This is a genomic window from Microlunatus parietis (genome assembly GCF_013407955.1).
Classification (GTDB): domain Bacteria; phylum Actinomycetota; class Actinomycetes; order Propionibacteriales; family Propionibacteriaceae; genus Microlunatus; species Microlunatus parietis.
Map to the genome: position 1 here is coordinate 6732112 of NZ_JACCBU010000001.1, position 13544 is coordinate 6745655.

12 protein-coding genes and 1 pseudogene are annotated in these 13544 nt (G+C 71.0%); 3 read left to right on the forward strand and 10 right to left on the reverse strand.

The annotated features are described in order from the left end of the window. Positions 1 to 58: 58 nt before the first annotated feature. From BKA15_RS32380 to BKA15_RS32410, 7 genes are read right to left on the reverse strand one after another with little or no spacing between them, the layout of a single operon-like run. A complete protein-coding gene (locus BKA15_RS32380; RefSeq protein ID WP_179757758.1) occupies positions 59 to 2515 on the reverse strand; it encodes a serine/threonine-protein kinase in 2457 nt (818 codons plus the stop codon). Next, complete coding sequence (locus tag BKA15_RS32385; protein WP_179757759.1) at positions 2512 to 3708, reverse strand: hypothetical protein; 1197 nt, start codon at positions 3706 to 3708, stop codon at positions 2512 to 2514. Before BKA15_RS32385 ends, BKA15_RS32380 begins: the two co-directional genes overlap by 4 nt. Further along, complete coding sequence (locus tag BKA15_RS32390) at positions 3705 to 4682, reverse strand: glutamate ABC transporter substrate-binding protein (RefSeq protein WP_179757760.1); 978 nt, start codon at positions 4680 to 4682, stop codon at positions 3705 to 3707. Before BKA15_RS32390 ends, BKA15_RS32385 begins: the two co-directional genes overlap by 4 nt. Then, complete coding sequence (locus BKA15_RS32395; protein WP_179757761.1) at positions 4679 to 6016, reverse strand: GlnX family signal transduction membrane protein; 1338 nt, start codon at positions 6014 to 6016, stop codon at positions 4679 to 4681. Before BKA15_RS32395 ends, BKA15_RS32390 begins: the two co-directional genes overlap by 4 nt. Continuing rightward, entirely contained in the window at positions 6013 to 7752 is a 1740-nt protein-coding gene (locus BKA15_RS32400; RefSeq protein ID WP_179757762.1) for an AAA family ATPase, read from the reverse strand. Before BKA15_RS32400 ends, BKA15_RS32395 begins: the two co-directional genes overlap by 4 nt. 7 nt (positions 7753 to 7759) lie before the next feature. Beyond that, the gene (locus BKA15_RS32405; RefSeq protein WP_179757763.1) at positions 7760 to 8314 is read right to left on the reverse strand and encodes a hypothetical protein; all 555 of its coding nucleotides are present in this window, start codon (positions 8312 to 8314) and stop codon (positions 7760 to 7762) included. A 5-nt stretch (positions 8315 to 8319) separates the two neighbouring features. After that, the gene (locus BKA15_RS32410) at positions 8320 to 9573 is read right to left on the reverse strand and encodes a toxic anion resistance protein (protein WP_179757764.1); all 1254 of its coding nucleotides are present in this window, start codon (positions 9571 to 9573) and stop codon (positions 8320 to 8322) included. Between the two features lie 164 nt (positions 9574 to 9737). Here BKA15_RS32410 and BKA15_RS32415 point away from each other — a divergent pair, with 164 nt between their 5' ends. Beyond that, positions 9738 to 10865: a pyridoxal-phosphate dependent enzyme gene (locus BKA15_RS32415; protein ID WP_312879599.1), complete on the forward strand. Its 1128-nt coding sequence runs from the start codon at positions 9738 to 9740 to the stop codon at positions 10863 to 10865. A gap of 86 nt (positions 10866 to 10951) precedes the next feature. Further along, complete coding sequence (locus BKA15_RS32420) at positions 10952 to 11749, forward strand: Rossmann-like domain-containing protein (RefSeq protein WP_179757765.1); 798 nt, start codon at positions 10952 to 10954, stop codon at positions 11747 to 11749. Positions 11750 to 11753: 4 nt separating this feature from the next. Here the strand turns inward: BKA15_RS32420 and BKA15_RS35140 are convergent, their stop codons facing one another. From BKA15_RS35140 to BKA15_RS36090, 3 genes and pseudogenes are all read right to left on the reverse strand, one after another. Continuing rightward, positions 11754 to 12695 (reverse strand): GNAT family N-acetyltransferase, encoded by a 942-nt coding sequence (locus BKA15_RS35140; protein ID WP_218871671.1) that lies wholly within the window; start codon positions 12693 to 12695, stop codon positions 11754 to 11756. A 43-nt stretch (positions 12696 to 12738) separates the two neighbouring features. Then, complete coding sequence (locus BKA15_RS36085) at positions 12739 to 12918, reverse strand: mycothiol transferase (protein WP_312879600.1); 180 nt, start codon at positions 12916 to 12918, stop codon at positions 12739 to 12741. 85 nt (positions 12919 to 13003) lie between these two features. After that, positions 13004 to 13186, reverse strand: a pseudogene (locus BKA15_RS36090) (mycothiol transferase); the annotation flags it as partial. Positions 13187 to 13209: 23 nt separating this feature from the next. Here BKA15_RS36090 and BKA15_RS32440 point away from each other — a divergent pair. Then, positions 13210 to 13542 (forward strand): ArsR/SmtB family transcription factor, encoded by a 333-nt coding sequence (locus BKA15_RS32440; protein WP_179757766.1) that lies wholly within the window; start codon positions 13210 to 13212, stop codon positions 13540 to 13542. Positions 13543 to 13544: the final 2 nt, after the last annotated feature.

Here is a 13544-nt window from a genome sequence, read left to right on the forward strand (position 1 = left end):
TGCGAGCCGGCTGCCGCGGGCGCATCAGATTCGACTGAGCTTGTCTCGGGCTCCAGGCTCATTGCAGGCTCCACCTCCGTACACGGTTGGCTTCGTCGACCAGGCGATACCGGGTCGGCTCATCGGGGGCCGACCGCGCGAGATCACGATAGGCGGTCTCGAGCCCGTCGCGCAGGGACTTGGGGTCCGCCGGGATGTCGCCGATCCGGACGGTCGACTCGGCACCGTTCTGGACCAGGTCGAGCGCCTTCACCAAGATCATCGCGGTCAGTTGGGACCGCTCGCGCCGGTCGATCCGGACGCCGCGCAGGCTGTCGGCGGCCGCGGCCAGCGAGCTCAGGTCGGAGCCGTGCTGGTAGAGCAGTTCGGCACGCTGCCGGCGCGCCTCGGTGTAGCCGTGGCTGGTGGACGGGATCAGGTCCAGCGCCTGCACCGCGCCGGTCACGTCGCCGCGGACCCGGACCCGGATCCGGGCCAACCCGAACGCGGCCGGGCCGAGATAGTTGGCGTCGGTGCTGGCACAGACCTGGTAGAGCACCTCGGCGATGTCGTACGCGTCCTCCTCGCACGCCGCCGCCAGCGCCAGCTTGGGCGCCAGCTCGCCGGGCACCTGCCCGTAGACCGCGTTGAACGCCGCCTGCGCGGACGGGAAGTCCTGCTGCTGCAGGGCGGACAGGCCGCTGATCCAGAGCGCCCGCCACTCCCACGGGTCCTCGGTGAGCATCTCGTTGGTGTACCGCTCGACCAGGGCCGAGTCGTTCAGCTGCAGTGCCGCCCGGGCCCGGGCCAGCCGCACCTCGGCCGAGTCGCCCGGGGCCAGCTCGAGCGCCTGCAGCCGCGCGCCCGGATCCTCGACGGCGAGGTTGGCCAGCCACGGGTACTGCGGATCGGTGGTGTCCTGGCGGAGATGCGGCAGTTCGTGCCACTCCAGCCGGTCGCCGGTGATCGCCGGCGTCTCGAACAGCATCGAGGGAGCCGAGGTGAGCGCGGTGCCCTCGGTCTTGGCGGCCACCACCTCGCGGAGTACGCCGAGCAGCTGGACCCGGAGTTCGTCGACGGTCGCGAACCGGTCCGCCGGGTCCGGCGCGCAGGCCTTGGCCAGCAGCCGGTACAGCGAGTCGTGCTGCTGGAACACCGGCGTGCTCTGCACCTCGGGCAGTCGGTTCACGTACGCGGTCTGGTAGCCGCGGAACTCGGTGATCAACACGGTCAGCGTCCGGCCGATCGTGTAGATGTCGGAGGCGACCGACGTGCCGACCTCGGCGACCTCGGGCGCCTGGTAGCCGACCGTGCCGTAGATCGCCGACTCCTCGTCGTCGATCCGGCGCACGCCGCCGAGGTCGATCAGCTTGATCGCGTCGCCGATCTGGATCAGGTTGTCCGGCTTGAAGTCGCAGTAGACCAGTCCATGATCATGAAGATATTGGAAGGCCGGCAGCACCTCGAGGATGTACGCGATCGCCTGGTCCACCGGCAGCGGGTCGTAGTCGCCGCCGTTGGCCCGCATCCGCTGCTTGAGGATGTCCTTCAGCGACGAGCCGCCGACGTACTCCATCACGCTGTAGCCGGCGCCGTCGTGTTCGACGAAGTTGTAGATCTCCAAGATCAACGGATGCTGCACCTGGGCCAGGAACTGGCGCTCGCTGATCGCGGCCTGTTGGGCGTCCTTGTCGCCGCTGTTCAGTAGGCCCTTGAGGACCACCCAGCGATTCGACACGTTCTTGTCCCGGGCCAGGTAGATCCAGCCGAGGCCGCCGTGGGCGAGGCAGCCGGCGACCTCGTACTGGTTGGCGACCAGTTCGCCCGGCTGCAGCTTCGGGGTGAACGAGAACGGGTTGCGGCACTTGGCACAGAAGCCTTCGGTACGGCCCGGCCGGCCGTCCCGGGAGCGGCCGACCGGCGCGCCGCAGGAAGGGCAGGAGCGCTTGTTCTCCGGCACCTCCGGGTTGCGCATGATCACCGTCGACGCGTCGACCTTGGGCGCCGGCGGCACCCGGGTCAGGCCGGCGCCGAGCCGGGCGGCGCGGAGCCGGGTCGAGCCGGAATGGGTGCGCCGGGTCGCGGTGGAGCCGCTGCCGCGGGCCCGCTTGGAGCCGAGGGCGGTCGAGTCCAGCCGGCTGGAGCTGCGGGTGATCGTCGAGCCGACCCCGGCGGCACCGGCCGCGCCGGAACCGTCGCCGCTGCCGCGGTTCGGCACCGACGGCGGGCTGACCGGGGGAGTGGTCGGCGTCCAGGCCGGGTCGGCGATCCCGCCGCCGTCATCAACGGCGGGACCGGTCGCGGGGCCCGGGGTGCCGGTGGCGGGTGCCGCGGCCGAGGTGTCGGCCGGCGCGCCGCAGACGTCGCAGTAGCCGTCGACGTAGGTGCCGCTGCAGCCCGGCTGGGTGCAGCCGCTCGGCAGCGTCGTGGTGCCGATCACGCCGCCCGGCGAGCCGCAGACGTCGCAGTAGCCGTCGACGATCGTGCCGGAACATCCCGGCTGGGAACACGGTGTCGCCTGGGTCCCTTGGGTCATTCGCTCCTCCTCGGCGCCTGCACCTCGAGATAGCTCTGATACAGCTCGACCAGCTGGCGGGCGATCCGGAGCCGGGCCGGGCGCCGGTTCAGTTCGCCCTCGGCCCACCGGTACGCCTCCTGCAGCTCGGCCGTCCCGGCGTGGCCGAGGCTGGTCGCCTTGGCCCGGTAGGCCGCCAGCCGGCCGGCCAGTTCCTCGTGGTCGCGCAACGCGCCGGTGTACGCGTCCGCCACCACGTTCATCGCCTGGGACACCTTGCCGAGCCGCTCCAGGAACGGGTCCAGCCGGGCCAGCGTGTTCGGCACCGGGCCGAGCGCCGACACCTCCGGCACGGCGTAGTGCGGGGACGGGTCGACCGTCTCGACGCAGCGCCGGACCATGGTCCGCAGCGCCTGTTCGCGGGCACTCAACTCGGCCAGCAGATCGCGCGCCTGGTCGACCTTGGCGCCGGCCTCGCGCCGGGTCGCCGCCGCGACGATCAGATCCCGCTCGAACGTCGCGACCTCGATCTCGATCGGGCCGAGCAGGCCGCCGACGTCGCCGCCGCGGGCCGCCTTCTCGCCGATCTCCTTGAGCCGCCGGCCGAGCCGGGCCTGCTGCTCGGCCAGTTGCTGCTGCCGGGCACCGGCCGGCTCCAGGCCGACCTGGTCCCGGATCCGTTCCAGCTGGACCCGGAGCTGCCGGATCCGTTCGGCCACCTCGAGGCCGGAGGTCTCCAGCGCCAGCCGCTCGCGCAGCTGCCCGGCCAGCGCGTCGGACAGCCGGCACGCCTCCGGCAGCGACACGGCCAGGCCGGCGCTGCCGGTGCGGGCCAGCAGGCTCGGGTCGACGGTCGCGTCCAGCCGGCCCCAGATCAGGGTCGCCATCCGTTCCCGTTCCGCCTCGCCGGCCCGGCCGCCGTCCCAGGTGGCCCGGAGCAGTTCGTACCGGTCCGAGGCGGCCTTCCAGAGCGCCATCGACAGCGTGATGTCGTGGGTCACGTCGATGCTGCCGCCGGCGCTCTGCTGGGCCGCTCCCTGCAACGCCGCGCGGTCGAGTTGATCAAGCTCCATTCGACGGGCGTCCCGCCAGCGGCCGAGCGCCTCGACATACTTCGCCGCGGCGGACAACGGCAGCGGCTCGCCGAGCCGGCCGGGGGCGGGCGGTGCGACGGCCGGCGCGCCGCCCACCGCCAGCGCGGGATCGACCGTCACGGGGTCCTGCCGTAGGTGGCCTTGGGCGGCTGCGGGGCCGGGCCGAGTGGTTCGGCGAGCCAGCGGTCGTAGGCCTTGGCCCACGAGCCGTCACCGCGCATCTGGTCGAGCACGCCGTTGACGAACCGGACCAGGTCGACCTGGCTGGGGTTGATCCCGATCCCGTACGGCTCGGCGGTGAACGCCTTCTGCTTCGGTACGAACGCGTACGGATCCTGGGCGGCCAGCCCGGCCAGCACCGTGTCGTCACCGGTGATCGCGTCCACCTCGCCGCGCTGGAACAGGACCAGGCAGCCGGTGTGGTTGTCGGCCGGCACCGGGATCGCGTCCGGCGCCTGCTCGACCAGGTTCTGCATGCTCGACGTACCGTTCGGCGCGCACACCTTCTGGCCCTTGAGGTCGGCCAGGGTGGTCGCGTCGGATCCCTTGCGAACAAGGATCTTCTGGCCCGACTGGTAGTAGACGGTGGAGAACGCGATCTGCTCCCAGCGGTCGCAGTTGATCGTCATGTTGCGGACCACGATGTCGACGTCGCCCTCGGTGAGCACCTTGATCCGGTCGGCCGCGGTGATCACCCGGAGCTCGTACTTGGTCTCGTCGCCGAAGATCGCCTTGGCGACGGCCTTCACCATGTCGATGTCGAAGCCCTCGATCTTGCCGGTGAGCGGGTTCCGGGACCCGAGCAGGTAGGTGTCGGCCGAAACGCCGGCGATCACCCGGCCGCGCTGGGCGATCTTGCTCATCGTGCTGCCGGCCGGCATCGCGCCCGCCTTCGGCAGCGCGCCCTCCGGCTGGTACGAGGCGAGCGGGTTGCTGCACTGCGGCGCCTGGGTCGGCGCCCCCGTGCTCGGCGCCGCGCTCGGCGTCCCCTGCGGCAGCTGGGTTGCGGAGTAGCCGCAGCCGGCGGCGATCATGATCGCCAGACCGCTCAGGGCCGCGACGGCCAGCCGGCCCAGCCGGCTCCCGGTGATCATTGGTACTCCCTCAGTCGGACGGCCACGCCGCGGCGGGCGAACGCGGCGGCGACGATGCCGCCGGCGAAGATCAACCCGGCGCCGATGATCAAGGCGACCCCGGGCCCGTTGAGACCGCTTCGGGTGTCCTGGGCGGTGTCGGAGATGTACGTCGCGAGGGCGGCGTCGAACGCGTTGAACGTCTGGTTCGAGGTGTTCGCGCCGGTGCCGGTGGCCACGGCGACGGCCTCGTCCCAGCTGCCGTTGTCGTCGAGCTTCCTGATCTCGGCATGCACCGCGTTGTAGGCGGTCCAGCTCCGGGTCAGGTCGGCCACCCGCAGCTCCTGCAGCTGGTTCGCCACCTCGGCCGACGACTCCTGCCAGGCCTTCTCGAACGCGGCTCCGCTGCCGCGGGCGATCAAGGTCAGGCTCTCGTTGGACTTGGCGTCGCCGGCCTCGATCCGGGCCTCGGCAGCCGCGGTGACGTTCGTGAAGTCGCCGCCGCGCAGGCCGTTCACCGTGCTGCCGGTGGCGCTGACCACGATGCCGCCGATGATCAAGGACAGCAACAGCGTGATCCCGGCGATCAGGACGCCGACGTTGATCGTCCGCTTGAACCGCCGGGCCAGCCAGATCATCGCGAGGACGTACCCGATCAAGATCATCACACCGGCGATCTGGAACAGCAGCGGATGGGTTGCCGCCATCTCCCGGTCGGCCCGCTCGGTGTTGGCGGCGACCAGGTTGTCCAAGATCGGCAACGCGTCGGTGCGGAGCTGGGCGCTGGCCTCGCGGAGGTACTGGGCGCCGACCGGGAAGCCCTGTCGGTTGTTGGCCCGGGCCTCCTCGATCGCCACCGTGTAGAGGTTGACCTGGGTGTTCAGCGCCTGCAGCACCTCGGCGTCGGCCGGCTGCGCGTCGGAGGCGTCGACGATCAGCCGGTTCACGGTGCTGATCGCGTTGTCGTAGGTCTCCCGCTGCGCCGGCGGCTCGAGCCCGCCGACCAGGAACGCGTTGGTCGCGGTCGCGTCGGCGGTGAGCAGGTTCGTCTGGATCTCCTGGACCCGGATCAGCTGGGCCGTGTTCTCGTCGGCCTTACCGAGCGCGTACGCCTGCAGGCCGAGACCGACCGCGCCGAGCACGCCGAACAGCAGCGCGCCGACGACCAGGGCAACCATCAGCTGGCGCAGCCGGCGCGGCGTCAGGCTGGGCTGCTCCGTCGAGGTGGGTACGGCGACCGCGGACTGACCGGCCGGTACGACGACCGCGGGCCGACCGGCCGGGGCGGGCGCCGGTGCCGGCGCGGTGGCGGTGGCCGACTGGGCCGCGGGCGGGCCGGCGGCTGACTGGCTCATCGTTGGTCCTCCTTGGTCGGGTCGTCGCTCGACCCGCCTTCGTGCCCTGAGCTTGTCCCTTCGTTCCCTGAGCTTGTCGAAGGGTCGATCTGGCCTGGCACTTCGACAGGCTCAGTGCGCGTTGGGGCTTCCTCGTCGGCGTGGTCGTCCAAGTCCTCCGGCTCCAGCGCGCGCAACTGTTCCAGGGTCGGCTCGTCGATGTCGCGGAGTCGCCAGGCGTGCCGGCCGATCGCTGCCTCGAGATGGTTCCGGGCGAACCGGGCGTTGCCGAACGACGGGCCGCGCGGCGTGATCGCCAAGATCATCGCGAACCGTTTCCGGCACCGGTCGGTGACGTCGTAGTCGGCCTCCTCGGCCATCGAGGTGAAGATGTCGAGCAACTCCTCGTCGGAGTAGTCGGCGAACTCGATCGTGGTCCGGAAGCGACTGGACAGGCCCGGGTTGCGGGAGATGAAGCCGGCCATCGGCTCCGGGTAGCCGGCGACGATCAGCACCAGGTCGTCCCGGTTGTCCTCCATCTCCTTGACCAGCGTGTCGATGGCCTCCTTGCCGTACTGGTCCGGCGGGCCGTTCTGATCACCGGACAGGCTGTACGCCTCGTCGATGAAGAGCACGCCGCCGATCGCCGACTTGACCACCTCGGCGGTCTTCATCGCGGTCTGGCCGAGGTAGCCGGCGACCAGCTCGGACCGGTCGACCTCGATCAGTTGACCCTTGCTGAGCACGCCGAGCGCGCGGTAGATGCCGCCGACCAGCCGGGCCACCGTGGTCTTGCCGGTGCCGGGGTTGCCGACGAAGACGAGGTGCCGGGTGATCGTCGGCGAGCCCAGCCCCGCCTTGCTGCGCAGCCCTTCGATCCGGAGCATCGCGACCTGGCGGTGGATCTCGGACTTCACCTCGGCCAGGCCGGTCAGTTCGTCCAGTTCGGCGAGCAGTTCGTCCAGCGACTTCGGCTCCTCCTCGGGCTCGGTCGCGACGGCGGCCTCGGTCGCCGCCTCGGTCTGTGGCTGGGCGACCGCGCCGGTCGTCGGATTCGCCGAAGGCTGGGCCGGGGCCGGCTGCTGGGCGGCCGAAGGATCGGGGAGTACGGGCAGCAGCGGGTCACCGGGCTGCAGGTCGAGCGACGAGCCCGTGCTGCGCTGCCGGTCCAGCTGTTCCATCCGCCGGAGCAGCGGCTGGGCCAGCTCGGACAGGTTCGTCCCGGTCAGCCGGAGCGCGCTCAGGATCGGGTTCACCGGTCCCGTCGCCGGCTCCGTCACCGGTGCCTCGGTGGGGGCGGGGTCCGGCGGAGAAGGTACCGGAGCCTTGGGCCGCACCGCCCCCAGCTGTACGGAAGCGGCGACCGACGCATTGCCGACCACCCGCATGCCGCCGGCACCGAGATCGCAGGCGGCCGCGGTGACGGCGGCCAGCGCCTCCGCGTACTCGCTCGCCTCGGTCGACCGGCCGGCGACCAGTCGGCTCAGTAGCAGGGTCGGCGCGGACCGCCACTTGCGGCCGCGCGAGGCCGCGTCGAAGAAGGCCTGGGCCTGCTGGTCGGCCGGCAGCTCCGCCCGGCCGGTCCGCCGGGACCAGTCGACGTGGGCCCGCGGCGACGACTCGGCGACCGCCGCGGCCAGCGCCTCGCCCTCGGCCCGGGCCTCGCCCGCGTCCTGGCCGGACCGCTCGGCGATCTTGCTCAGCCGTTCCAGGGCCCGGTCCAGTGGTGGCACCGGGTCGGTGACGGAATCGCTCATCGGCAGCTCACCCCAGATCCAACGTGCTGCGCGGTTCGGGCGGCGGTTCCAGCCGGGTCGGCCGGGGTCCCGTGCCCGGCGTACCGAACTTCTCCTGGAGGAACCGGCCGTGCGCGATCAGGGCGTCCGCGTCGACCCGGACCACCGCGTCGAAGATCTTGTCCATCGTCGAGCCGAGCAGGTCGAGCTGGTCGATCAACAGCATCAGCGACGTCTTGCCGTTCTCGATCGGCCGCGAGTCGGCCCAGTCCCGGGGCAGCCGCAGATAGCCGCCGAGCGCCTCGGGCAGATAGTCGGTCGCGGTCGCCACCACCGAGTACGCCTGCGGGCTGCCCATCCCGAGATTGGCCAGCCGCGGAATGGTCTCCCGGACGGTCTTGGCGACCCGGCGCACCCGCGACGTGACCACCGTCGGCACGGCGCCGCCGGCCACCAGTTCCTCGACCCGCTGCAGCGCCGCCTCGATGTCCTGCGCGGTCGGTGCGCTCGGCCGTTGCTCCTCGGGCTCCGGCGGCTCGGGCTCCCTGCCGAAGATCCGGCCGAACCAGTCCCGGATACCCATCGTCGCTAACGCGCCCCACCCGGGGCGCCCCCGTCGATGTCGAGACTGCCGGCGGCGATCCGCTGGTCGGCGGCCGAGACCCGGTCGAGGTAGCTGCGCGACTGGGCGACCTCGTTCTCCAGTACGCCGATGGTCTGCGCCATCGAGTCCAGCGCCCCGGCCTTGAACTGATCGATCGAGTCCATGGTCTGGTAGATGTTCTGGAACGCGGCCTGCAGTTGCGGCAGCCCGATCGTCGACGACGCGGCCTGCTGCTGGATCTGCGCCGAGTTGTCCCGCATCATCTCCGAGGTCCGCTGGATCAGGTCGGACGTGGTGGTGTTCAGCGCCGAGATCTGATCAAGAACGAGCTTCTGGTTGTTCAGCGCCTGCGCGACGATCACCGCGGTCCGCAGCGCCGCGACCGTCGTGGTCGAGGCCCGGTCCACGCCCTTGATCAACTCGATGTTGTTCTTGATGATCACGTCGATCGCCAGGTAGCCCTGGATCGACACGGCGAGCTGGGTGAGCAGGTCCTGGTGCTTCTGCCGGACATAGAAGAGGACATCGGTGTTGAGCGCCTTGGCCCGTTCCGGGTCGGAGATCTCGAGCTCGGCGATCTTGGCCGACAGCCGGGCGTCGAGTCGTTCGGCGATGTAGACGTACGAATTCAGCCGGCCCATGGTCTCCCACAGGTGCTGCTTCTCCATGTTCAGCGCGACGTTGTCCTTGGCCAGTTCGTCCTGGCCGTTGCGCAGGCTGTGCAGGATGCCGTTCAGGTGCGACTGGGCGTCCTGGTACTTGCGGAAGTAGTCGACGATCTTGTCGCCGAACGGCAGGAAGCCGAGGAACTTCTTCGCTCCCTGGGCACCGCTCGGGTCCAGCTCCTCGACGGTGCGGCGGAGGTCGAGCAGCGTGTTGCCGACCTTGGAGCCCTCCGAGAGCGCGCCCTCCTGGAGCGACTTGACCGGCTTCTCCAGCAGCCGGTTTGAGGACTCCGCGGACCGGCGGATGTCGGCGTCGCCCATCGTCCGCACGTTGGCCGCCTGCGCCTCGAACTCGGGAGACTTCGGCTGCGCCTGCAGGACCGCGTCCAGGAAGCCGTCCACCTTCCCGTTCAGTTCGGGCAGCTGGGCCTCGTCCACCTTCGGCGCCATCGCCGGAGCCGCGGTGTGCTGGATCGGCGCGACCGGGGCCGGCGGCGTCAACGTCAACGCCTGCCCGGCCGGCGGGGTCAGCGGCGCTGGCGCTGCGGCGCCGGGCTGGGTCGGGTCGGTCATCAAGCTTCCTCTCGTTCAACGCTGACGCACTGTTCTACCGGGGCCGTGGATTTCCGGTGCAAATCTACCCGGAGACGCGGATCAGCAGGCGGGTTCCCCGGGTTCTCTCCGGGACCCACTTGAGCGAATGACAACCATTGTCATTAAGATGGTGCAGCCGGCTGGTGATCAAGCTTCGGGGGACGGCGCGCAGAGCGGATGCGGACGATTCTGAGAAGGACGGTGGCGTGGACCTCGATGATCATGAATGGGGCCCGGCGGGCATCCATGATCACATCACCGATGCGATGGCCGATCCCGACCCGGTGCGGTTGGCGCCGGACCTGGTCTGCCTGCGCTTCGAGGTGATGAAGGTCAGATCGGCCCTCGGTGCGGTACGGCAGCTGCTGGACACCGGCCGGATCCGCCGCGGCGACACCCTGGTGGACAGTTCCAGCGGGATCTACGCGCTGGCGCTGGCGCTGGCCTGCCACCGGTATGGAATGCGGTGCCACATCGTCGGGTCGGCCACGGTCGAGGAGACGCTCGGGGTCCAGCTGGAGATCCTCGGCGCGACGCTGGAACGGATGCCGCCGTCCAGCGACCTGAAGCTTGACCAGGCCCGCCGGGTGGACCGGATCACCCGGCTGCTGGCCGAGCATCCCCGCTATCACTGGATGCGCCAGTACCACGACCCGATCCACTACCACGGCTATGCGGAGGTGGCGGCCGGGCTGCACCGGCGGCTGCCGGCCGGGCCGGTCACGCTGGTCGGCGGGATCGGCACCGGTGCCTCGACCGGTGCGATGGCGGAGGGGTTGCGGGCGGCCGGCCGGGAGGTGCTGTCGATCGGGATCCAGCCCTTCGGCAGCCGTACCTTCGGCGCCGAGCACACCGAGGATCCGGACATGATCATCGCGGGCATCGGCAGCTCGATCGAGTTCGCGAACGTTCGGCACGAGCTCTATCACCGGATCCACTGGGTCGGCTTCAGCTACGCCAGGGCCGGCGCGATCGGGCTGCTCCGGGACGGGGCGATCTTCGCCGGGCTGTCGTCCGGCGCGGCCTACCTGGTGTCGCGCTGGGAACGCTGCCGCGAGCCCGGCCGGACCGTGGTCTTCCTGGCGCCGGACACCGGGCACCGCTACGTCGCCGCCGCCTACGCCGGGCATCGGGACGTGCCGGCCATCGACGGGCTGGCGCCGCTCGCGGTCCGGCAGCCCGACGAACTGGCGCCGCCCTGGTCGGTGGCCGACTGGACCGGACCACTGGCCGAGCGGGTACGGCTGGCGCGGGCCGGCGGGGCGGCCTGAGATGATCATGAACTGAGCCGCGTGATCCGGCCGTGCTCGGGCAGCATGGTCGGCAGGGGCGAGTCGACGAGCGTACGGGGGAACGCATGGCTGAGGGTCCGATTGCCGAGTTGATCAAGGACGTGCTGGCGGGGCGGCACGGGCCGGACCCAGCCGAGGTACACGTGACCAGCGTGTTCTGGCTGCATCACGGGACCCGGCTGGCCGGCGAGGACGTGACGTACCGCAACCACTATCTGCTGGCCCGGGTCGGCGCCGCGTTCGGCGGCTGCGCGTTCGAGGCCGGCGCGATCGACCCGGCAGTCTGCGCGGAGGCCTCCGGCCGCTCGGTGGCCGACCTGCTGGCCGCCGGGCCGGAACCGCTCCGGATCGCCGTCCTGGACGCCTACCTCGGCTCGGTGCGGCCGCACCGGACCGACGAGAGGGCCCGGCCGGTCGTGCTGCCGGCCGGGACGCCCGAGGTCCGGGCCGCCGCCCGGGACGCCGCCGTAGCCGGGCTGCTGCCAGCCGCGGCCGGGGCCCGGGTCGGGCTGATCGGAGTGGTCAACCCGCTGGTCGCGGCGATCCGCGAGCGCGGCGGTGAACCGCTGCTCTGCGACCTCAACCTCAAGCAGAGCCGCTGGGGCGACCCGGTGACGCCGCGGATGGGGGAGGTGCTCGACAACGCCGACGTGGTCGTGGCGACCGGGATGACGCTCGGCAACGGCAGCTTCGACACGATCCTGGCCCGGTGCCGGGAACGTGGCGTACCGCTGCTGATCTATGCCCAGACCGGCTCGGCGGTCGCCCGCGAGTTCCTCGGCGACGGCTTGGCGGGGTTGTCCGCGGAGCCGTTCCCGTACTCCCAGTTCAGCGCGGACGAGACGACGCTCTATCTGTACTGAGCTGTCAGAAGTCGATCCGCATCACGGCGCGGCGGGGTCCGGGCCGGCTGACCTCGGCGAAGCCGGCGTCGAGGAAGGTGGCAGGAGTGCCGACGAAGCCGCCGTCGACGAAGTCCGGATAGCCCTCGAGGGCGCGCGCCCCGCGATCCCGGGCGAAGGCGACCGCGGCGCGGGCGAGGATCCGGCTGATGCCCCGGCGCCGATAGCCGGCCCGGGTGACGAAGCAGGTCAGGGCAAAGACGGTCGGGTCGGTCTTGTCCTCGGTGCGGCCCAGCCAGGGAATGCGGAAGTCCCGCAGCAGCCGGGCATGGTCCGACCGGGGCGCAACCGCGCACCAGCCGACCGGTTCACCGTCGAGGTAGCCGACCAGGCCACTCGTCGCCGAGGCCGTACGGTCGCCGCAGGCGGTCTGGTCGCGGAGCCGGGCGGCGAGCTCGTCCGGGCCCTCCGATGCCCATGACTCCAACGGCAGCATCCGGAACCGTTGGCACCAGCAGCGGCCGGGATCCCCGCCGGTGTCGAAGATCGCGCGCAGGTCGTCCCAGGACGCCTCGTTGGCCGGTACGACCCGTAGTTGATCATCGGTCACCGGCTCCCGTGAACCCACCGGCCGGGGAGGCCGCCGCCGCTGTGCCGGCGGTTGCCTTGGCTTCCGGGGGCTCAGATCCGGAGTGAGTCGGACGTGCACCGGGTCACCCGGGCCGAGGCCAAGCGGCTTGCGGACGGAGTCCCGCAGCGGCAGCCAGTAGCCGTCGTCCTTCTGATAGAGCGAGGTCTTCCAGCGGGTACTTCCGATCGCGACCTCGGTCGGCAGCATGCCCCAGCCGTAGCTGACCGCCTTCGCCGCGGCCTTGATCTCGGAGGCTTGCCGGTGGGGCACCGGGACGAAGTGGTACGGCGACGGCCCGCGCCACTCGACGACTTCACCGCTGAACTCGTACTCCATGCTGCCGACCCTAGAACGAGTTCCGGACGTACGGCTTCCGTTTCTAGGCAGACCTGTGCGAGGCGGCGACCGCGGCCGCTTCGATCCTGGCCCAGCGGTCCCGCCACCACGCCGGATCCTGGCTCGGCAGGCTGGCGTTGTCCCGGTCCATGCCGACGGCGCCGTCGATGGATTCGCGCAGGATGTCGGCGTGGCCGGCATGGCGCTGGGTGTCGGCGAGCACCCGGACGACCGCGTGCCCGCCCCAGCCAGGGCAAGCGCAGGCCGGACGGGCGGCCGAAGGTGTCGCCGAGGTAGCCGGACTCGACGAAGGTCGCGTGCTTGATCAGTCCGAGGAGATTGGTCCCGGTCGGCGTCAACGGCCGCCGAATCTCGTACTCGGGCAAGCCGTCGAGCTTCCAGAGCAGGGCCTCGCGGGCCGACTGGAGATAGAAGTGCAGGTCGTCGCTCACCGGGCCAAGTCTGCGGTCGGAACGTCTTCCCAACCGCATCGGTAAGTGATAACTTACCGTTCGTGACGACTTACCAAATGGACGGCTGGACCGCGCTCGGCGATCCGAGCCGGCGGCGGGTCTTCGAGCGGCTGACCGAGCAACCGTTGTCGGTGGCCGAGCTCGCCCGGGACCTGCCGATCAGTCGTCCGGCCGTGTCGCAGCACCTGAAGGTGCTGCTCGAGGCGGAGTTGGTGGACGTCCGGCCGGAGGGCACTCGGCGGATCTATCAGGTCCGACCGGACGGACTGCGCCAACTCAGGGCCGACCTGGACCGGTTCTGGTCCGGTGCCCTGGCCAACTTCAAGCGCCTGGCCGACGCCGAGGCGCGCTCAACATCGCAGAAGGGAACTTGATC

Bases quoted from the DNA above. Each gene is read 5' to 3' on its own strand.
- BKA15_RS32380 (WP_179757758.1), bottom strand. From the start codon at position 2,515: ATGACCCAAGGGACCCAGGCGACACCGTGTTCCCAGCCGGGATGTTCC.
- BKA15_RS32390 (WP_179757760.1), bottom strand. From the start codon at position 4,682: ATGATCACCGGGAGCCGGCTGGGCCGGCTGGCCGTCGCGGCCCTGAGC.
- BKA15_RS32395 (WP_179757761.1), bottom strand. From the start codon at position 6,016: ATGAGCCAGTCAGCCGCCGGCCCGCCCGCGGCCCAGTCGGCCACCGCC.
- BKA15_RS32400 (WP_179757762.1), bottom strand. From the start codon at position 7,752: ATGAGCGATTCCGTCACCGACCCGGTGCCACCACTGGACCGGGCCCTG.
- BKA15_RS32405 (WP_179757763.1), bottom strand. From the start codon at position 8,314: ATGGGTATCCGGGACTGGTTCGGCCGGATCTTCGGCAGGGAGCCCGAG.
- BKA15_RS32410 (WP_179757764.1), bottom strand. From the start codon at position 9,573: ATGACCGACCCGACCCAGCCCGGCGCCGCAGCGCCAGCGCCGCTGACC.
- BKA15_RS32420 (WP_179757765.1), top strand. From the start codon at position 10,952: ATGGCTGAGGGTCCGATTGCCGAGTTGATCAAGGACGTGCTGGCGGGG.
- BKA15_RS35140 (WP_218871671.1), bottom strand. From the start codon at position 12,695: ATGGAGTACGAGTTCAGCGGTGAAGTCGTCGAGTGGCGCGGGCCGTCG.